The following is a 21,776-nucleotide window of genomic DNA, read 5'->3' as shown; positions in this document are numbered from 1 at the left end:
ATAGTTCAAGTTGTACACGCCGTTATTAAATCATTGTAAATGAAAAGAATAGTATCAGCTGAATATAGGTAAAGCACGCCAATTTTCTTTATCTTTCACTATATACATCGCACTAAATTTGTAAACGACAGTTCTTCATATATTTAAATTGCATTAAATAGAACGCGCATAGAACACATATAAATCAACAACATAGTTAAATATGTAAGAATGAATCATCTATTTTTAGCGGAATGGTCTTGTTAATAAAAAAATAAACAGTTGCTTTTTATTTCAATAATGGCAAATTGTATCCAACGGGTTCGCGTAGCAAGAACCCGTTTCTTTTGGGCGATTTGACTAAACAGTATTGTATGTCAAACAGGCCACCACACAATTTGGTTAATTAATAATATAAAAGGAGTAGCGCTTCAATGTGTTCGATCTTTGGTATTTTAGATATAAAAACAAGTGCAGAGACACTGCGTCCGATAGCACTAGAATGTTCTCGATTATTACGTCACCGCGGCCCTGACTGGTCAGGCATTTATCATAACGACCATGCAATCCTTGTTCACGAGCGATTAGCGATAGTTGATACAGAAAATGGGGCTCAACCCCTATACAACGAAGATAAAACCCACGTATTAGCGGTTAATGGTGAGATATACAACCATAAAACACTCGCTGAAAAAATCACCGTAGATTACACATTTCAAACAGGTTCTGATTGTGAAGTAATTCTCCCTCTCTACAAAGAGCATGGTGTTGAATTCATCGATAAATTACAAGGCATGTTTGCATTTTGCTTATATGATGAAATCAACAATTCTTATTTTATCGCACGTGATCATATTGGCATTATACCGCTATATACTGGCTATGATGAAGATGGCAACTTTTACGTTGCTTCAGAAATGAAAGCATTGATGCCAGTCTGCAAAACGGTAAGTGAATTTCCTCCTGGACATTATATTGATAGTCGTACAGGTAAATTAGAAAAGTATTACAAGAGAAACTGGCAAAGTTACGAGCCAATTAAAGACAACTTTACTAGCAAAGTAAAACTTCGAGACGCACTTGAAGATGCGGTAAAGAGTCATTTAATGACTGATGTCCCGTATGGGGTACTATTATCAGGGGGACTCGATTCTTCGTTAGTTTCTGCCATTACGCAAAAATTTGCTGCTCGTCGAGTTGAAGAAAATGACCTAGCTGAAGCTTGGTGGCCGCGTGTGCACTCTTTCGCTGTTGGACTTGAAGGCTCTCCAGATTTGGAAGCAGCGCAAAAAGTTGCAGATAGCATTGGTACAATCCATCACAATGTGCACTTTACCGTGCAAGAAGGCATAGATGCTTTAAGAGAAGTTATTTATCATCTTGAAACTTATGATGTAACGACAGTTCGGGCATCAACACCAATGTACTTAATGGCTAGAAAAATAAAAGCCATGGGCATCAAAATGGTGCTATCCGGTGAAGGCGCAGATGAAATTTTCGGTGGTTATTTGTATTTTCATAAGGCTCCTAATGCTCAAGAGTTCCATGAAGAACTTAACCGCAAGCTTGAAAAACTACATATGTTTGACTGTTTACGAGCCAACAAGTCAATGTCAGCATGGGGAATAGAAGCGCGCGTGCCTTTCTTGGATAAAGCATTCATGGATGTGGCGATGCGTATCAATCCAGAAGATAAGATGTGTGGCAACGGTAAGATGGAAAAAGGCATTTTACGTGAGTCGTTTGAAGGTTATTTGCCAGAAGAGATCTTATGGCGCCAGAAAGAGCAATTTTCTGATGGTGTAGGTTACTCATGGATTGATAGCTTGAAATCATTTGTTGAATCGCAAGTATCGGATCAACAAATGGCTAGTGCAGAATTTAAGTTTCCGATAAATACGCCTGAGACAAAAGAAGCGTACTTTTACCGAAGCATCTTCGAGGAACACTTCCCATTGCCAAGTGCTGCAGAATGTGTTCCAGGCGGAAAGTCTGTCGCTTGTAGCACACCTCAAGCGCTCGCGTGGGATGAAAACTTTAGTAAAATGGCAGACCCTTCTGGTCGAGCGGTAATGAGTGTGCATAACGATAGTTATTAATCACTAAATACATATAAATAGCGCCTACGTATTAGGCGCTTTTTTTTACACTGAGCAAGATGTATTGAATATGCGTTATTTGGTACGCCCATTCTAAGTAAATTAACTACAGCTAATCAATGATTCGTAGGTAGTTAGCCGGTCTCGGCCATTATCTTTAGAATGATACATAGCTTTATCAGCCGTAGAAAGCAATAGTGGAAGTTCATAGCCCACCTGCTCAGTGCAGCTAATACCAAAACTCGCTGTCACAGAAAATTCATGACCTGTAATACTCGAATCAATTTGCGCTATCGCCATTCTGTATTTCTCCGCAATTTCAGTCGCTTTGACGCTATCGCAGCCCGGCAAAAGAATTGTGAATTCTTCTCCCCCAAATCGACCAAAAACATCATTTTGACGAGCAAACTTTTTACATGCGGTCACTGCTTCTTTTAAAACCCAGTCACCAATCTGATGCCCATAGTCGTCATTGATGCGTTTAAATTTGTCTAGATCAAACAAAACCAAACTAACAGGTTGTTCAGCTTTGCTAAAATACTTAAGTGCACTTGTGGCCAATTCCGAGAAAAACCGACGATTATAGATATTGGTTAACACATCATAGGCAGCCATAGTCTTTAGTTTGTTTTGAGTTTTACGACTACGGAAAGCCCAATAGGCAAGAATTGCGATGATAACGAGAAATAGTCCTTGGATTAACCGATCGCGGTTTTTTTGTGTCGCTGCAATAGCATTTTCTAATGCCAGAACTTTATTTCTTTGCGCAAGCACTTCAACTTCTAACGTTTTCTGTCGGTTATTTTCTTCTGCGATTTTGAAGGTCACGTCACGACTTTTAAGGTCATCTCGATATTCCTGACTAAACCTTAAATGTAACTCATGAAAAGCCAACGCCTCTCTAAAATCGTTACGCTCTTTGTTAATCTTAAACAACAAATCGGAAGCATATACAAAGGCATCTGAACTATGTAAAGCACCAACATTGTCAAGCACGCGCAATGCAAATTGCTCCGCAATGTCTACCTGATTTAGCGCATAATAGGCTAATGCGATATACGTGTTGAATTGGCTTTCTAGCAAATAGTAACCAGTACTTTTGGCTTCTGCTAAATAAGCTAGTAATAAGTCAAGTGCTTGCTGGGGTTGACCTACATTCAAATAGATTTTAGCCGTAACCAGTCGAATTGTATTGCTGGCAATTAACTCGTTCGCCCTATCACACGTTTGTGTCCATTGAGGTTTTATCGAACTATAATCTAACTGATTGAGGTAATATGATGCTTCTGTGTTGAGCATAGTCGCAAGACATTTGAACCGTTCAGAAGGCCCAATGTTCAATAGTTGAGTCGCAAATTGCTTGCTAAGCTGATACTGACCTAACCGACTATAGAATAGCGACACAACCATCAACGCTTCTTGATAAGCTTTAGTATTTTTTAAGGTTTTAAGTTTGGGTAACAAGTTATTCAGAACAATGAAGCCTTCTGCATAGTTCTTGGATGTCGTATGAACATTAATTTTCGTAATTATCGCCCGATATTTGAGTACCTCAAATTCATCTTGCGCAATCACTTTGTTAAGCAAATCTAAACCAATATCAAGATTGCCTGCTAATAATTGCTGATAACCCAGTAAATAATTTAGATAGAAATCCTGACGTTCGGTAAGTTTGCTTCGATTTTGAACAAGCTCTTTAACCAATTGATTAAATTGCTCACGTTGGCTACTTCTTATTTCATCAGCCAACATTAACTTTTGGTCTAACAATTCAAAATCGGTCCCAGTCTTTTGAGAGATTCCTGGCGCGCTGTAAAGAATACAATAAACATAAAGCACCACTACCATACAGAACGATGCTTTACGCCTATATTCAAAAGTAATTTTATGCATATACAACCATGCAACCACCTAACAAATATTTTTATCCACACAGTGCGTTTTCTTGTGGACCTCGCCGTTTCATAGTACGTGGTACGACAATAAACAATGATTGTATTTCATGCCCGTATTGCAACGCGATTTTATTTGAGTCTTCGGTGGTTAACGTCCTTATCGTTTCGTTGTTAATTCCTAGGTCCGCTAGGACCTCACATTTATTGCTAGCTACTTCACACATCAACTGAGCATTAATGCTTATTTTTTCTAATGCACTAATGACATTCAGCATTTTTGTCTCCTTGTACAATATAATTATGCAATGGCGTCTAAGTTGTCCTTTTCTTCATTATCAAATGGCTCGTCCTCTTTAGGTGGCTTGTTGCCCTCTTTGGGAACTTCATGTTCTTTCCCTGGCCCAAAAATGAAGCACACGATGTCTTGATCACCGTCGGTTTTATCAATCATCGCTTTTATCTCTGCTAAAGATACGTCCAGTTTTTTTTCTGCGGACAACGTTTTGTTTATCACGCTGGCATTGTTTACGAATATGCCGTTAGCAATAGCAGCAGACTGACCAATCTGATCGAGAATTTTTACTAATTGTTCCATAATACACACCATCCTTTTTGTTGATTAAAAGTCTAAAAAATAATATGCCCTCCCTTAGTTAACGAGTCGTAAATTGGCTTCTTCATTCGTCATCGCGTCAAGTCTAGCCAAAACAGACTCGTTTCGAAGAAGTTTTTCAAATGGGGGAATGACCAACGTAGTTTGCTGATTCAGTTGAGCATTGACTAGGTCACCAAGCGGTAGCTTTTCAATGCGAGGTTTGTGAATAGCCAACGTTGGTGATTCATACAAAATCACTTGGTGCCTAACGTTATACCCATGTTGTTGTAATAGTTCTATCAGCACTCGGCGGTGCCGAATATCAGTACTGTATTTACGCAAGGTCGTATCACCTGCAATAGCTATTTGCCACAAAATCAAGTATGCACTAAGGTCGAGATGACGCTGATAAAACATGAATTGACTCGCCTCGAACTGCATACATCCATAGGTACCAGGATCTATCCCAATATCGGCATACAAGCAATCTTCGGAAGAGATACCTGGTTCCATATACGCCATGAAGCCAAGTGAACGACATTCTTCAATAGCTAAGTGTGGTACACAGGCGAACACACCTGGGTGACCATAGAAAGCACCTACGACTTTATCCCCATTAGCGACATGTTGAACAATAGCATCAACCATTGCGTGGTAGCATAAATCTCGTTCTCTGTTCAGTTTATAATAAGGTTGTAGACTAACGAAATTTGCGGACATTTCCTTTATCCACAATTCTACTAAACCGTCTGAGGCCAGACAGAAAACAATATCTGCTTGTTCAATGTGACTTTTGGCGATCGGACTTAGGTGAGCACCCAGCTTCATGCCGATACCAACACAAACCAGACTTCCCTGTTTGTTGATCATGTCAAGTTCCTTTTAACACTATATTGTTAAAATGCTTGATAGCACTTTTCAGGTAAAAACCAATATTACTGCTTTGTAAATAACTTATAAATAATAAGCGTAGGAGCTATAGCGGAGAAGTCAAAGGAAAAGAGAGCATTCAATGAATAAACCAAGAAAACTTGATGGAAAACAAGCTTTCTTGGTTCGATTTGCGATTATGTTTCAATCAAAGTGATTTATAACGCAGACACAACGTCTTTAATTAATTTTGGCCCTTGGTAGATGAAACCGGTATACACTTGAACAAGCGACGCGCCAGCTGCTATTTTCTCTGCAGCATCTTTACCAGAACTAATGCCACCTACGCCAATGATAGGCAATTTTCCTTCCAGCTCTTTATGTAGTTGAGCAATAACATGAGTACTCTTATCTTTTACAGGTACACCACTCAAGCCACCTTGTTCATCACCATGTGCCAAAGACTCAACGCCCTCTCTAGACAGTGTAGTATTGGTTGCTATAACGCCATCAATACCATTATCAACTAGACACTTGGCAATTCCTTTCACCTCATCATCGGTCAAATCTGGCGCTATTTTTACCGCGACAGGGACATATTTGTCATATTGCTGAGCCAGTGACTTTTGTTCTTCTTTTAAACTAGACAACAACTCGTTTAACGCATCTCCATATTGAAGTGCACGCAACCCTGGGGTATTAGGTGATGAAATATTCACAGTAATATAACTCGCGTAGTTATAAACTTTGCGCATGCAGTGGATATAGTCATCTTTGGCGTTTTCTTCAGGCGTATCTTTATTTTTGCCAATATTGATACCTAAAACCCCTGAAAATCTTGCTTTTCTTACCTGTTCTACTAAGTAATCAACACCTTTATTGTTAAACCCCATACGATTGATAACTGCGTTAGCCTCAGGAAGGCGAAATATACGAGGTTTTTCATTACCTGGTTGTGGTCTAGGTGTTACCGTGCCTATTTCAACGAAACCGAATCCCATTGCATCAAATGCTCTAATACACTCGCCATTTTTGTCTAAACCGGCAGCCAGTCCACACGGATTAGGAAAATGTATCCCCATCACTTGTACAGGCTTTTGAGGAACTGATTGGCGATAAAACGCTTTAAGTGGCGTAGCACCAGTGTTTTTTAAACTTTTGATGGTAAATTCATGTGCAGTTTCAGGATCCATTGAAAATAACACTTTGCGAAATGCCGAGTAGAGCATAGTTCCCCTTACTTAAACAGTTGTTTTGGTGATGCAATTAACGCGTAATTATACCAAGATAATCATTAACGTGAATCACGAAAGGCATATTATTCAACAATATTGTGGCAATTATACCAATTGCGAATAAAAAAGCCCTGCACGGTGCAGGGCTTTTGATGTTATCACTAAATAGTTAAACTAAGTATGATTTAATGTGTTGGATCACAGTTCAAACTTAGTAACATTAGTTCTCTTAGTGCAACTGAGAACTTGGCAAACTCGTGTGTTTGGCCAATTCTAAAGTCAGCAAGAATGTGTTTCCAACGACCAAGCGGCGCGGCATTTTCTTCAAACCAACCATCAAGTAATGCCTGAACATCTTCGCTCTTACGATCACATTTCAGGATTACTGATGTCAATGAACGTTGCTGCCAATCAAGTTCCTCACGGAATGAAGCTCGTGCCAACGCTTGCCAATGGTTAGCCACTGGTTGCTTAGTAATTTGGTCTAAGAACCAATGCAGATCCAACCTTGCACCTAGGCTAAAGTACAAGTCTGCAACCATATCAATTGAACGACCGTCTGAATCTGCTAATTCGGCAATATCCATTACAGAGAATAAGCTGCTCAATTGTGAGATGCGAGAGGCAATTTCCTGCGGTACACCGGCATTTACTAGGTCAGTTTCAACGCGCGTGATCTGCTTCACTTCATCTTCAATCATGTAATTGTTGAGATTAGCAGTCAACGTCTTAAACGTTTTCCCGTAAAATGCAATTGACTCAGCTATGTCGAAAGACTTGTTGCGATGGCGTAAGAACCAACGTGTCGCTCGTCTAACGGTGCGGCGCAACTGGAACAACATTTCAGTTTGAACCATTGTAGACAATTTATTATCTAAATCGCTGATACTTTTCCATACTTGTGGCATTTCAAATACCGCACTTGCCATTGTGTAACAGTTCGCAATTTCAGACACCGTAGAACCTGTTTCTTCACGCATGCGGTTAACAAAGTTGAACCCCATATCGTTACACATGTTATTAGCAAGTTTAGTTGCAATGATCTCTGAACGTAGAGGATGCTCTTGCATTTGATCACGATACTTCTCTTGAAGCTGTTTAGGAAACGCTTCAATCAATAATCTATCGTGATATGGGTTTTCAGTGATCTCTTCGCAAACCAAGTCTTGTTTTAATACCATTTTGCTATAGGCAAGTAATACCGATAGCTCTGGGCGAGTTAACCCTTGTCCTTTAGCTAAACGATCAGCAATTTCATCGTCATTAGGGATGAATTCGAGCGCACGATCTAACTTGCCTGAACGCTCTAATTCGTGAATAAAGCGCGTTTGTTCTTTTAGTTGACTAGAGGCACGAAGCTCTGTAATAGACAATGAATGTGTTTGGCGATAACAATCACGCAATACGATATCAGACACTTCGTCTGTCATATCATAAAGTAGCTTATTACGTTGCTTAACTGTTAGGTCGCCATTTTGTACCAATACATTAAGCAAGATCTTAATATTTACTTCATTATCTGAACAATCAACACCACCAACGTTATCAACAGAGTCAGCATTAATTCGCCCGCCTTTTGCAGCATATTCAATACGACCAAGCTGTGTAAGGCCAAGGTTACCGCCTTCACCCACTATTTTCGCTTGTAGCTCATTACCGTTAATTCGTAATGAGTCATTCGCTCTATCACCAACGTCTAGGTGCGTTTCTTTGCTGCCTTTTACGTATGTACCAATACCACCGTTCCATAACAAGTCTACTTTCATCTTCAAAATCGATTGAATAAGCTCGTTTGGCGACATGCTTTGTTTTTGTGTGCCTAGCATCTTCTTGATTTGCGGTGTCAACTTAATCGACTTAGCACTACGATAGAATATTCCGCCACCTTCTGAGATTAATGACGTGTCATAGTCTTCCCAAGTACAACCAGGCATATTAAATAAGCGTTCGCGTTCTTTATACGTAGACGCTGCATCTGGTTCAGGGTCGATAAATATGTGCATATGGTTGAATGCTGCTTGTAAGCGGATATGCTTCGATAACAACATGCCGTTACCAAATACATCGCCCGCCATATCACCTACACCGATACAAGTGAAGTCTGTTGTTTGGCAGTCAATATCCATTTCACGAAAGTGACGTTTAACTGACTCCCACGCACCTTTTGCCGTGATCCCCATACCTTTGTGGTCGTAGCCAACACTGCCACCTGATGCAAATGCATCCCCCATCCAGAAGTTATATTCTTCTGAAATTCCATTGGCGATATCAGAGAATGTCGCAGTACCTTTGTCTGCAGCAACAACTAAGTATGGGTCATCTTCGTCATGACGAATAACGCTGACTGGCGGTACAATTTCACCCGCGACAATGTTATCGGTGATATCCAATAGGCCACGAATAAAGGTACGATAACATTCTTTACCTGCTTCAAATATTTCTTCACGGCTACCGTTAGGTAATTGTTTACATACGAAACCACCTTTGGCACCAACTGGCACAATCACCGTATTCTTAACCTGTTGCGCCTTAACTAGGCCAAGCACTTCCGTTCTGAAATCTTCACGACGATCAGACCAGCGTAAGCCACCACGAGCCACCTTACCACCACGCAAGTGAACACCTTCAACTTGTGGTGAATATACGAAAATTTCAAATGCAGGTATTGGCTGAGGAATATCGGTAATTAACTTCGGCGTAATTTTAAATGAAATATACGCTTTTTCGCCTGTTTCTGGGTGCGGCTGGAAGTAGTTAGTACGGATTGTTGCCTGAATCATTTCAACAAAGCGTCTGATGATACGGTCATCATCCAGATTTGCTACTTTATCAAGTGATGACTCAATGTCTTCAAGCACTTTAGTTGTTAAACGAGCAACGTTTTTCGCTTTCGGGTCAAAACGCAAGTTAAATAACTTGATAAGTAGCTCAGCAATATTCGGATAACGCGCGAACGTATCTTCAATGTAGTTTTGGCTAAACGTACCACCTATCTGACGCTCATATTTAGCAAATGCACGAAGAATTGATACTTCACGACCAGCAAGTTCAGCACCTAAAATAAGACGGTTAAAGCCATCATCTTCAAGGTCGCCAGCCCACACTTTTGCAAATGCATCTTGGAACAACGATTGAACAACCTCTAAGTTGAATTGCTCGTTACCAGTCAACAACATTGAGAAGTCAAGGATCCAACACATTTCACCATCAGACATTCTAACTGCATACGGGCTTTCGCCAATTACACGTAAGCCAAAGTTTTCAAGCATTGGCAATACGTCAGAAAGATGTAATGGTTCGCCCTTGTGAAATAGCTTCAGTTTTACGAAACGACTACCCGCTTTTTCTTCTTGCGGTTGGTAAAACAACATTTCTAAGTTGTTTTTCTCAGTCAATGCCTCAAGTTTTTCAATATCGACGATAGCAGTTCCAGGTAGAACTTCATCTTTATATGCTTGAGGGAAGCTAACATATTTACGGCTAAGTGCTTTACCCGCCTCTTCACCTTTATGTGAATTCAGAGCCTCAGCTAGTTTATCGTCCCAGCTGCGCGCTGCATCATTTAAATTCTTTTCAATTTCTTTCACGTTAATATCTGCTTTTGTCGTTTTCACGCGTACGATGTAATGAGTTCTCGCTTGTGCCGACTCTGAAAAGTAAGTGGTGAACTCTACTTCTCTGTCGCTACCAAATGCTTCTGCAAGTAACTTTTGTGTTTTAACGCGCAATGCGGTGTTATAGCGCTCTCTTGGCACATAAACCATACACGAATAAAAGCGATTAAAAGCATCACGGCGAATGAACAAGCCAGAATAGTCTCGTTCTTGCATCTGTAAGATACCAAGTACGTTAGATAATAACTCTTTAGTACTTGATTGTAGAATTTCATCTCTTGGGTACGTTTCTAAGATGTTGATAAGTGTTTTGTATGCGTGAGAACCTGCGGCAAAACCTGAAGATTCACATACTTCATGCACTTTCGATTTGATGAGCGGAAGGTCCAGCGCACTATTAGTGTAATACGCAGAACCAAATAAACCGACAAATCGCTCTTCACCAATCACATTCCCTTTTTCATCAAATCGCTTGATACCAATGTAATCAAGGTGTGCAGGTCTATGAACTCGTGAACGAGAATTTGTCTTAGTCAATATCAGTAGGTTATCACCGAGTGCAAGCTCTCTCGCTGACTCGCTAAGAGTTGAAAGTAATCGCTTTGGCGTGCCACTTGAGCGCTTCATTAAACCCAAACTCGTATCAACATTTGCCGCTAACGCCATATCCCCTTTTAGCGTTTTTACGTCATAGCTACGGTAGCCTAATAAAGTAAAGTTGTCATTCAGTAACCATTGCAAAAACTCTAAGCTATTTTCTTTTTCTTTTTTGGAGCACGGTGTTTTTGCTTTAGTGGTTTCAGCGATGACCGCTTTTAGGCGTTCTTTCATCGCCTGCCAATCATCAACCGTGATTGAAATATCACTTAACACAGAACGAAGATCTTTAGTGATATTATCTAAAGTTTTTTGTTCAGACTGACGGTCAATTTCAATGAAGAAAATAGTTTCTACCGAAGTCGAGTTTATCTTCTTGTCAGACGCTGCAGCTAATTCAGTGATGTTGTTATTCGCATCTCTTACTAGCTTAATTGGGCTGTTAATCATTAAATGTGGCGTCAATCCCAGACGGTTTAGTGCAATTCGAATAGAATCAACTAAAAACGGCATATCCTTGATGATAATTTCAATTACCGTGTGGCTAGATTTCCAGCCATGCTTAGAGACTTGTGGGTTGAAAACTTTAATCACAGGAGTATCGTCCTGATGATTATTTAAAGAGTTCCACAAACTTAAAGTTGTACCGTACATATCACTGTCGTTGCGATGAGCAAGATCTAATGTTGATATGTTGTTGTATAGAAGATCAGCGAACTGCTCTACTAAGGGAGCCGTTTCTGCCGGAACTTTTTGTTTAATTAATTGTGCTACGTTGGAAAGTATCACAGAGGGTAAACCGTCTACTAACGCCATACCGTTTTCCTTATTGGACAAAACGCTTGAAATAATTTGTATATTTTTATATCTGTCTATGAGAATAGAACATTATGGGGATTTTATTAATAATTCTAGGCTTTTGCGAGCGATTTTTTGTTGGGATGTGTGATAAAGATGTTAGCTAGATATTGCAATGTACATAAAAGGCTATTGATTATGCAAAATCCATAAATAGAAAATGGCCAATAGGCCATTTTCTTGTTTAATTATGCACGAATCTATTCACTATTTTTTTTGAAATATTTTGCCCTACTCTTGCTTTTTCCACAAGAAAGAAGCCAACGCAGGCAATACTGTAACCGCAGCTAACATATTTACTAAAAACATGAAAGTTAACAATACCCCCATATCCACCTGAAACTTCAAATCTGAGAAAAACCACGTTGACACGCCAATGGCCAACGTCACACCTGTAATTAGCACTGCACTGCCGCGCTCATGAAGCGCTTGCATATAGGCGTCGTGAACACTAAGCCCTTCTCGCAATTTAACACTCATGGTAGATAAAATATAAATACCGTAGTCAACACCAATACCAACACCAAGTGCAATAACAGGTAGGGTAGACACCGTTAATCCAATATCTAATACCGTCATTAACCATTGTGCCAATGTTGAAACAATGTACAACGGCAATACTACAGATATGGTTGCTCTTATGCTCCTAAAGCTTATCAAACACAATAAAATCACCGCAGCATACACATAAATCATCATAGGCGTTTGCGCAGCTTCAACCGCTTCATTGGTTGCAGCCATAACGCCTACAGGACCCGACGCTAGTTTGAATGTAAGCAATTCAGAATCAAGTCGAGCAATTTGCGCTTTCGCTGCATCAACCACACGGTTAATCGTTTCCGCTTTATGATCTGCCAAGAACAAAATAATCGGCATCACACTACATTCGTTATTCAATAAACCAGTTGAACTAGGAATATTTGACAACGACTGTGCCAACGAATATTGATTAGGCGAAATGATGCGCCATTTCAAATTTCCCTCGTAATATCCAGCATTAAGTAACTTCATTACTTTAGGCAAGCTCATCGCTGACTGAACACCATCGACATTTTCCATATGCCATTGAAATTCATCCATCGTGGTTAAAATGGAGGAATCAGTACAAGCGTTAGCACTCGTTTCAACAATAACTGACATATAATCAACACTAATGGCATATCTGTCAGTAATGAGGAAGGTATCCTGGTTATAACGGGAATGCTCATGCAATGCCGGGGCACCTGCATGCAACTCACCGATTTTCAGGTTTTGTGAGAAATAAAAGCCCAAAACGAAAAGCACCGCGGTGATCATTAAAATAACGGAGGCGACTCCCCTGTTGCTCACGGCAGCCATAACACGCCATATTGTTGACTCTGTATTGCCGACTTTAGGTTTATCTGCGTCATCACGATGCGCTACTTTCAAGTAACTGATTAACACAGGCAATAGCAATAAGTTAGTCAGTATTATTACCGCAACGCCGAGTGACGCGGTGATTGCAAGTTCGCGAATAATGCCAATATCTATCGACAGTAACGTAATAAAGCCAACCGTATCAGATAATAATGCAATACCACCGGGAATTATTAGAATTCTAAAGCTAAGCTGTGCAGCCTCTTTTGAAGAAAATCCTTCTGCCACTTTTTTGCCTATGGCGTTTATCATTTGTACGCCATGACTCACCCCTATCGCAAATACCAAAAAAGGAACGAGAATTGACATGGGATCTAAGCCAAACCCTATCGTAGACAATAATCCCATTTGCCATATAACCGCTATAAGCGAACAAGCAATTGGCAGAAGCGTCAAAGATATTGAACGACAGAAGAAAAATACCATTATGCTCGTAATCGCGATAGCAATGCCAAAGAAAGTAACAACCCCCTTTGCGCCTTCAGCGACATCACCAACCATTTTGGCAAAGCCAATGATATGAACGGTAATATTGCCCTTTTCAAATGTCTTACGAATGTCATTTTCCAAAATCGGGGCTAAAGCTAATGAGTCAAGCTTTTCACCTGTTTCAGGGTTATTTTCCATTAGCAGCGCCGTTACCATCGCACAACTATAGTCGTCGGCAACTATTCGCCCTACAATGCCAGCTTTTTCGATATTCGCTTTAACAACCGCTAATCCAGCCTGATCCGCAACAAAATCCGCTGGTACAACGGGTCCCCCCGCAAAGCCGTCTTCTACAACTTCAACAAATCGAGTGCTCGGTGAAAAAAGCGATTTAACTTGTGTCCGCTCAACGCCAGGAATGAAAAACAGCTGATCATGGACACCTTTTAACGCAGTAAAAAATTCCTCATTAAAAATATCACCTTCTTCATGGCACACTGATATAAGTACATTATTTGCACCGCCAAAATTGCTCTGGTGCTTTAGATACGTTTTCATGTACTCATGATTGAGAGGAATATTTTTAGTAAATGCGGCATCTAGTTTTATTTGCGATGCTTGGTAGATTAAAAAGACAGTAGCTAGTACGAATGCCAAAATAACAAACATTCGATGCCTAAAAACACCTATTTCAATGCGATTAATTAACGAGTTTACATTCATTTTATTACAACTTTACCTGCATCACTTTAATACCCGCTTCTGAAGCAACTACAATCGTGTCTCTAAAAAGACAGGCTGCCATCAACGCCTTACCATCATCTTGTACTAATGCACTAAAGGATTGTCCGTCATCACTGCTCTTAAGCATTACGCCATTGTTACCAAACAATAAAATATGCTGTTCACCAGCAAGTAATACATCATTAAGTAACGCGGTATGATTGGTAGCGATATGTTGCCAAGGCGTGCCGTTAGTCAAACTTCTAAAAACATTTCCACGTAAGCCTACAGCGAGTAAATTACCCGCTTGCGTCCTTGAAATATCATAAAACGAGCCTTTGTAGATATCATCAAGTCGTTGCCAAGTTTTGCCAAAATCCTGACTCTTAGCTAATAAACCAAATTCACCTGCTAAATAGGACGTTCTGCCATCAATATAAAACCGATTAAAATGCGGCAAAATACTGCTTCGTTCGTCCAAATAAGCAGCCTCATCTTCTTTTTTTAATTCCTGTAAATAGTCAAAATCTTCTTGCGGCAGTAATGACACATGGAATTCTTGTTGCCAAGTTTTTCCACCATCATTCGTTCTGAAAAACATCCCGTAAGCACCTACGGCAATCCCTTCCATATTGTTACGAAATGAAATATCCAACAGTGGCTTTTGAGTCTCAGGTAAATATTGCTGAACTTGCCATGAAAAACCGCCGTCGTTGGTATGTAGAATTAATGCTCCATGTCCTACTGCCCAACCATGTCTACTATCAGAGAAAGTAACAGCCGTTAACGTATGTCTTGTCGGCACACTCATCTGTTGCCACGAATCTAAGGTTGTCGCTCTGACAATATGCCCTCTCTCACCTACAGCAATCATGAATTCATTGTTCACATTCGTGATGTCTAACAATAGTGATTTCGTCGCTGATTGAGACTCAATTGCGGGCTGCATCATGTCATCTGCTAACGCAGTGACGTTAAGTGATAATAGTATTAGTCCTACTAAAAACTTCATTCAAATATAAACCTAACTAAAACAGAATGAAAAATGGCTGAACAAGTCAGCCATTTTCGATAAGCATTTGAGCTACTTATTGTCTCGCTCTAATGCTCTCTTTGTGAACTGTATATCTTTCAGCTTAGCTGAAAAATCATACATGTCAGCCTCATTATCTAAACCAATAGCAATATAGCGCTTAGATTGTAGATCATGAAACACTTCAAGAGTTGACCATTGAGTCGGCACTTCATAGTAATTCAAGCCATGTGCCACGCCAACGCGATAGAGTTCGTCACGGTCATCGTATATGTCAGTAACCGCAATTTGCCAGCTATCTTCATCGATAAAAAATACACGTTTTTTATAAATGTGACGCGTGTTTTCCTTAAGATTGGCTTCTACTACCCAAACACGGTGTTTCTCATAACGCACATGCTCAGGGTTGATATGACCCGCTTGAACTATGTCATCGTACTTCAACTTGTCGCTGTGTAAACGGTAATCGTTATATGGAATCAATAGTTCTTGTTTGCCTTTCAATGTCCAGGTATAACGGTTCGGTGCACCATTAAACATATCGAAATCATCGGTTGTACGTAAGCCATCGGCTGCAGTACCTGGTGCATCATAAGCTACAGTAGGCGCTTTCTGTGCACGACGAACACCTTTGTTATAAATCCATGCTTGTCTTGGCGTTTTAATTTGGTCCATTGTTTCGTGCACTAAAAGTGCAGTACCGACCAACTTAGACGGCTCTGTTACTTTCTGCTTGAATTTAAACAAGATATTTGTTTCTTGTAACTCTTCTGGAGAAGCGCCTTTCGTGCCATATGGCAGCATTAATTGGTCGTCGAAACCAATATAAGTAAAATCACCTGAAGCAGTTGGTGTAACCTGGCCACCTTGACGAGTAATGGCCTCACCACGATAGCGTAATATGTGGTTCCATATTGCTTCTAACCCGTTAGCAGGAATTGGGAATGGAATACCTACTGCTGCACCTTGAATACCGTTACCGTCTTCAATTAACTCAGCACGTACTGCATTTGCCAATGTAGCTTCAAATACATGTTGAGGGTATGAAGCTGAACGACGTGTCTTATATACATTCATCTTGAAGGTATCAGGATACGCTTTAAATAATGCTAACTGCCCTGGCGTTAGTATTGACTTGTACTGCTCTACGTTTGCAGCGGTAATCGTATACTCTATTTTATCGGCAGGATACGGATCTAAGTGATGCATCCCCGGCGTGTAACCATCTGGTGCCTTTTGAATACCACCAGTCCACTCTGGAATACTGCCATCAGCATTACCGGCACGTACAGCACCAAATGGCGTTAATTCTGCGCTAAGCTTTTTAGCTTGCTCCGCGTCAATTTTTGCATTGGCAGCACCTGATAAAGTAAGCGCTACTGCCATTGATAATAAGGTTAATTTCTTCATTGTTATTATGCCCTTACAAAGAATACTTGATGTTGAAAGATACGTAGTCACGATCAGATACCTGGTTAGTTGTACCTACGCCACCCCAGAAGCCGTTATAGCTAATATCAGCTGACCATGTGCTTTGATAGTCAAAAGCTACGCCAACAGATACTGACTTTCTATCTTCAACAAACAAAAATAATGGATCTGGTGTAATACCATTTACGTCATGAGAAAATACGACGCGCGGGCTCATATTAATACCAGAAAATACGTTACTGTAATCTAATTTACCAACTAAGCGGTAACCCCAAGCAAACTCACTAGGGAATGGATTTGTCTCAACACCATCTTGAACAGCTAAATTCAAACCAGCTGCGTTAGACACGCCGCCACTTCTCGCAGTTCCTGGACCATTTAAACGCAAGGTATCCGGATCTGGCATATCCTGAATATTGATACCACCAACTTCAAGTAATGTAGTAAATTGGCTTGCACCTAGAGTAGGTCCCCAGAAACGCGTCATAGTGACTTGTGCTTGAAGTGTATCTGACAAGATAAAACCGTCAGCGGTTTCTCCTGGCTGATGAACAGGCATTTGAGAAATACCATCAAACGCCGCATAAGCAGGATTCCCTGTATTGGCAAGTTGTTGTGGCATTGCCGCAAAGAGTAACTCTACATCGTCGATTTGCAATGGTTCGTCTTGACGGTATGACATCTCACCCGCAATCGCCGTATCCCAAAGCGTTGTATTGAAGCTCATTGCATATAACTTGATATCTTCTGGATAAGCAAGTTGAACCTTAGAAAAGGCAGTTAGTTCATGATAATTATCTTCAGTCACAGATCCTGCGGCTAACATAGTTAAATCATGCGCAATTGATTCAGCAGAGAAGTTTGCAGTAACCCCTGAAAATAATGGGCGTCTGCTGTGATAATTCATGTGATAAAGGCTGACTTCAGTGTCGTTGAATTCTGGTAAATACCAAGACAGTCGCACACCATATTGTCCACCATCTTCTGGCTCTAACGCACTTTTATCACCGGCAGCCTTTAACGTTAACTTAGTAGGATACGCTAAATACGCAGAGCTTGCGGCAGCCATCAAAGCAGGATCGCCTGAGCGCATCATACCGCCAATTTGGTTTAAGCCTGCGAGTAAGAAATCCAGATCCATATCCGGGTTACCAGTGAATCCTAATTGAATATTATTATAGTGTCCGCCATCGCCAGCAAAATCGTTAGTCGAGAAGTAGCTTCCCGGCGCTGGTAATACTGTCTTTTCCCAATCATATTGGTAAAACATTTCAACACTAAAGTTTTCACTAACACCTAGTGAAGCAAATACAGCGCCGAATGGAATAAAGGCTTCAACTAGTTCAGCACCAGGCGCTTTCAAGCGAGCAATATCAACAGGATTAATTTCACTGATACCGTGAGAAATTAACGTACTCTCACCCCAACCAATGATTTGCTGACCAACTTTAACAGAGAAAGGCATTTCGCCTATTTCAAAGTCACCGTAGAAATAGGCGTCTAATAAACGGATATCACGACAAACTTGTTCTTTTGCTTCGTCGTCTCGACAAGGGTCGTTATTCACACCTGAAACTAGATTGTCCCAAGGGCGATCAGAATCCATCATTTCAAAATCATAAAAGTACATACCACGAACAAACAAGCCCATATTGTCTTTTTTGATTTCTAATTCGTGCGTACCTTTAAACAAGCGAGAGAATGTGTCGCCAGCATCATAATTTAAATTACCAAGGTCACCGTTATTTGAATAACCCCCTTGGCCATCCCATAGCGTTGCAGAATCTGGTGAAGGGTTTAATGCAGGATGATAGTTTGATAATTCGAAACCATTGTTCAGGTTGTTAGACTTACCAACATTATCGTTCCAGTTACGATCTTCTACTCGCCAACTTGCCCCGACTGAAAAAGTCGAGTTAAATCGAATATCAAAATCACCAAGTTCAAAATTAGTTGCGTTTACTTGCGTCATACCAGCAAGTAACAAAGCGGTAGAAATACCTAACGCCAACGGTTTTTTTGCAAACCTTTTAGTTGGGCTTTGTTTCATTATTCTCTCCCCAGACCCGAAACAGAGTTGTTTTCTTTTTATTCTATTAATCCACTATAGTGGTATGAAACAATAATTGCATCATTTTACATGCTAAGCAAGGGTTATATTAGTAGCGCAATGTCCTGAATTTTAATGACTTGCGTTGCACAATCGACCAAATAAAAAAGCCCGTTTAAAACACTTGTTTCAAACGGGCTTTTTTAGACCCTACCTACGATGAAAGTGGCTAGCACTAGTGCTTTGCTCGCAGTGACTTATATGTACAAATATTCACCTATTGGTCAGACCACTGTTTAAAGCAAATGCTCTAATCCGAGATTTTAGTCAGTGATACAAACCGACTATTTTTCGTCTCTAAGCAAAAATGCCCATAAATTCCGACATGGGTTAAAAACTTTCTTACGTGCATTGCGGGGAATTTCACTCTCTGTCCTTGTGTTGTTGTAACAACAATATTCTGAACTTTCCCCAAGTAATACGGCCGAAATTCGTCGGCCGAAATTGCCATTGAAAAATAATATTTCACAGTACTGCCATCTTACTTTAATGTTGCATCTAACTTTTCTTTTAAGTCTTTTGACAGTTCTGGTAGCTGTGCGATTTGCTGTACTTCTGCTTTCATTGCTTGCTGAGTCATGTCATCAAAACCACCAAATTGAATTAACTGCGTGACTAACCGTGACGCTACTTGTGGATTTATCTTATCCAACTTCTTTACTTGCTCAGCAATAAGCTTGTACCCTCTACCCTCAGCGCAATGAAAATGTTTAGCATTTCGGATCGAGAAAGCGCTTAATAGCGCGTGAACTCGGTTTGGATTAGCAAAATTAAACAGCGGGTGAACAAGTAGCGCTGACATTCTTTCAAAAATATCATCACCTTGGTAATTAGCTTGAATCGCAAACCATTTATCCATAACTAAATTATTCGCATGCCAAGCTGACTCAAAATCACTCATAAGCGAATCAAACCCAACTTGTGGGAACTTAGCGCCAAGGCTAAGTGCAGCCAAAGTGTCAGTCATGTTATCACTTGCTTTATATTGTTCAGGAATCAATGATTGATACTGATCTAGTTTTACCAAATATGAAAAACAGGCATTTCTTAACGCTCGCTTACCGACGGCAGCACCATGATACTCATATCTAGCTTGGTGGAGTTGTTCATATAGTGAACGTAATTCATTATGACAGGCGTTAGCAATAGCTAGCTCGACATATTCTATCGCAGCAACAACACGTTGAGGTTGCGCATTTTCAACTAGGTCAACAATCTCGCTAAAGCTCGGTAACAACAGTTGCTCGGCTTTAAAAGCAGGGTCAGAGTTTGACGATAAAATTGTATGCACCACATTAATCAAGCTTTGAGGTAGCTGATAGTTACTGTTGTTTACCCGTTTAACGATATGTTCACTAAATAATCGATTGCTTGCGTCCCAGCGACAGAACTCATCTTTGCCACTTAAAATAATTGTTTCAAGTTCAACATCGGTTTGTTGTATGTCCAAACGAACTGGGGCAGAAAAATTACATGGAAGTGCCAATACCGGCTTTGAGTTAACGTTGTCAAAATGCCAAGTGTTAGACTCAGCTTTTAATTCGAGCAAATGTGATGTCGAATTACCGCTCTCTATCAGCTCAACTTTTACAGGAATGTGCAGAGGAAGTTTTTCAGGCTGATTTGCCGATGGTTTGTTTATTTGTGTAATAGTAACAGAGTAACGTTTTCTTTCAGTATCGTACGTATCTTCTACCTTTATCTTAGGTGTACCAGATTGGCTGTACCACTGTTTAAACATCGTTAAATCTGTATTTGATGCATCTGCCATCGCATTAACAAAGTCATCACATGTAACAGCTTGACCATCATGGCGCTCGAAATAGAGATCCATCCCTTTTCTAAAGTTTTCCTCACCTAAAATGGTATGAATCATCCGAATGACTTCCGCCCCTTTTTCATAAACGGTAAGCGTATAAAAGTTATTCATCTCCATTACTTTTTCTGGGCGAATTGGATGTGCCATTGGCCCTGCATCTTCGGCAAATTGACTTGACCGGAGCACGCGAACATTTTTAATTCGTTCAACTGATGAGGAATGCATATCAGCACTAAACTGTTGATCACGAAACACAGTTAACCCTTCTTTTAAACTTAATTGGAACCAATCTCGGCAAGTTACACGGTTCCCTGTCCAGTTGTGAAAATATTCATGGGCGATTACGGCTTCAATGTTAAAAAAGTCGGTATCAGTCGCCGTCTTGTCGTCAGCCAAAACATATTTGCTATTAAATATATTTAAACCTTTGTTCTCCATGGCGCCCATATTAAAGAAGTCAACAGCGACAATCATGTAGATATCGAGATCATATGCTAAGCCAAATACCTCTTCATCCCACTTCATCGACTTTTTAAGTGATGCCATTGCGTGATGTGCTTTACTCAAATTGCCTTTATCAACGAAGATCTCCAAGGCAACTTGTTTTTGTTCACTTGTTGTATAACTGTCAGTAAGCTTATCGAAATCCCCTGCGACCAACGCAAATAAGTAGGCAGGCTTTGGAAACGGATCATGCCATGTAGCAAAGTGTCGTTCATTATCAATGTCTCCATAAGCAATTTTATTACCATTTGCCAGTAAGTATGGATACGCCTTTTTATTACCAATGATCTTGGTGGTAAACACAGACATGATGTCAGGTCGATCAAGGTAAAATGTAATGCGTCTAAATCCCTCTGCCTCACATTGCGTACAAAAAGCGCCACCTGATTTATACAAGCCTTCTAAGGCTGTATTTTCTACAGGATTAATTTCAGTAACTATTTCAAGGTCGAACTCGTCATATGAAATCGACATAGACAAGGTCTTTTCTGTCAGCAAATAAAGTTCCGCAGGTAACGCATGACCATTAATGGCAACTGATTCTAGCTTTAGGTGCTCACCATTCAACACCAATTCACGGTTCCCCC

At 40.3% G+C, this 21,776-nt stretch carries 13 protein-coding genes; 1 reads left to right on the top strand and 12 read right to left on the bottom strand.

All coding sequences use genetic code 11. From position 1 onward, the window contains the following. Positions 1 to 413: 413 nt before the first annotated feature. A complete protein-coding gene (gene asnB, locus ACSLUK_RS19305; RefSeq protein WP_448550430.1) occupies positions 414 to 2,078 on the top strand; it encodes an asparagine synthase B in 1,665 nt (554 codons plus the stop codon). Positions 2,079 to 2,180: 102 nt separating this feature from the next. On the opposite strand, the gene ACSLUK_RS19300 is transcribed toward asnB, so the two are convergent. The 12 genes from ACSLUK_RS19300 to pepN form a co-directional block, all read right to left on the bottom strand. Further along, positions 2,181 to 3,971 (bottom strand): GGDEF domain-containing protein, encoded by a 1,791-nt coding sequence (locus tag ACSLUK_RS19300; RefSeq protein ID WP_448550429.1) that lies wholly within the window; start codon positions 3,969 to 3,971, stop codon positions 2,181 to 2,183. 31 nt (positions 3,972 to 4,002) lie between these two features. After that, on the bottom strand, positions 4,003 to 4,248 hold the full coding sequence (locus ACSLUK_RS19295) for a hypothetical protein (protein WP_448550428.1): 246 nt from the start codon (positions 4,246 to 4,248) through the stop codon (positions 4,003 to 4,005). Between the two features lie 23 nt (positions 4,249 to 4,271). Then, the gene (locus tag ACSLUK_RS19290; RefSeq protein WP_448550427.1) at positions 4,272 to 4,568 is read right to left on the bottom strand and encodes a hypothetical protein; all 297 of its coding nucleotides are present in this window, start codon (positions 4,566 to 4,568) and stop codon (positions 4,272 to 4,274) included. Positions 4,569 to 4,622: 54 nt separating this feature from the next. Then, entirely contained in the window at positions 4,623 to 5,438 is an 816-nt protein-coding gene (locus ACSLUK_RS19285; protein ID WP_448550426.1) for an SAM-dependent methyltransferase, read from the bottom strand. Between the two features lie 218 nt (positions 5,439 to 5,656). Beyond that, positions 5,657 to 6,667 carry a quinone-dependent dihydroorotate dehydrogenase gene (pyrD, locus tag ACSLUK_RS19280; RefSeq protein ID WP_448550425.1) on the bottom strand — a complete coding sequence of 337 codons (1,011 nt, stop codon included), beginning with the start codon at positions 6,665 to 6,667 and terminating at the stop codon, positions 5,657 to 5,659. A gap of 191 nt (positions 6,668 to 6,858) precedes the next feature. Then, complete coding sequence (locus tag ACSLUK_RS19275) at positions 6,859 to 11,700, bottom strand: NAD-glutamate dehydrogenase (protein ID WP_448550424.1); 4,842 nt, start codon at positions 11,698 to 11,700, stop codon at positions 6,859 to 6,861. Positions 11,701 to 11,973: 273 nt separating this feature from the next. Then, the gene (locus ACSLUK_RS19270; RefSeq protein ID WP_448550423.1) at positions 11,974 to 14,292 is read right to left on the bottom strand and encodes an efflux RND transporter permease subunit; all 2,319 of its coding nucleotides are present in this window, start codon (positions 14,290 to 14,292) and stop codon (positions 11,974 to 11,976) included. A 4-nt stretch (positions 14,293 to 14,296) separates the two neighbouring features. Then, on the bottom strand, positions 14,297 to 15,304 hold the full coding sequence (locus ACSLUK_RS19265) for a WD40/YVTN/BNR-like repeat-containing protein (RefSeq protein ID WP_448550422.1): 1,008 nt from the start codon (positions 15,302 to 15,304) through the stop codon (positions 14,297 to 14,299). A gap of 72 nt (positions 15,305 to 15,376) precedes the next feature. Continuing rightward, on the bottom strand, positions 15,377 to 16,735 hold the full coding sequence (locus ACSLUK_RS19260; RefSeq protein ID WP_448550421.1) for a DUF1329 domain-containing protein: 1,359 nt from the start codon (positions 16,733 to 16,735) through the stop codon (positions 15,377 to 15,379). 13 nt (positions 16,736 to 16,748) lie between these two features. Next, positions 16,749 to 18,806, bottom strand: coding sequence for a DUF1302 domain-containing protein (locus ACSLUK_RS19255; protein WP_448550420.1), 2,058 nt, complete (start codon positions 18,804 to 18,806; stop codon positions 16,749 to 16,751). 310 nt (positions 18,807 to 19,116) lie between these two features. Beyond that, positions 19,117 to 19,335 carry a DUF2835 domain-containing protein gene (locus ACSLUK_RS19250; protein ID WP_448550419.1) on the bottom strand — a complete coding sequence of 73 codons (219 nt, stop codon included), beginning with the start codon at positions 19,333 to 19,335 and terminating at the stop codon, positions 19,117 to 19,119. A 12-nt stretch (positions 19,336 to 19,347) separates the two neighbouring features. After that, positions 19,348 to 21,776, bottom strand: a 2,429-nt coding sequence (pepN, locus tag ACSLUK_RS19245) for an aminopeptidase N (RefSeq protein WP_448550418.1), incomplete at its 5' end; no start/stop codon positions are given.

This window comes from Thalassotalea fusca, from assembly GCF_053485835.1.
The sequence above is the reverse complement of the archived record's forward strand: the minus strand, read 5'-3'. Positions and strand labels throughout refer to the sequence as shown.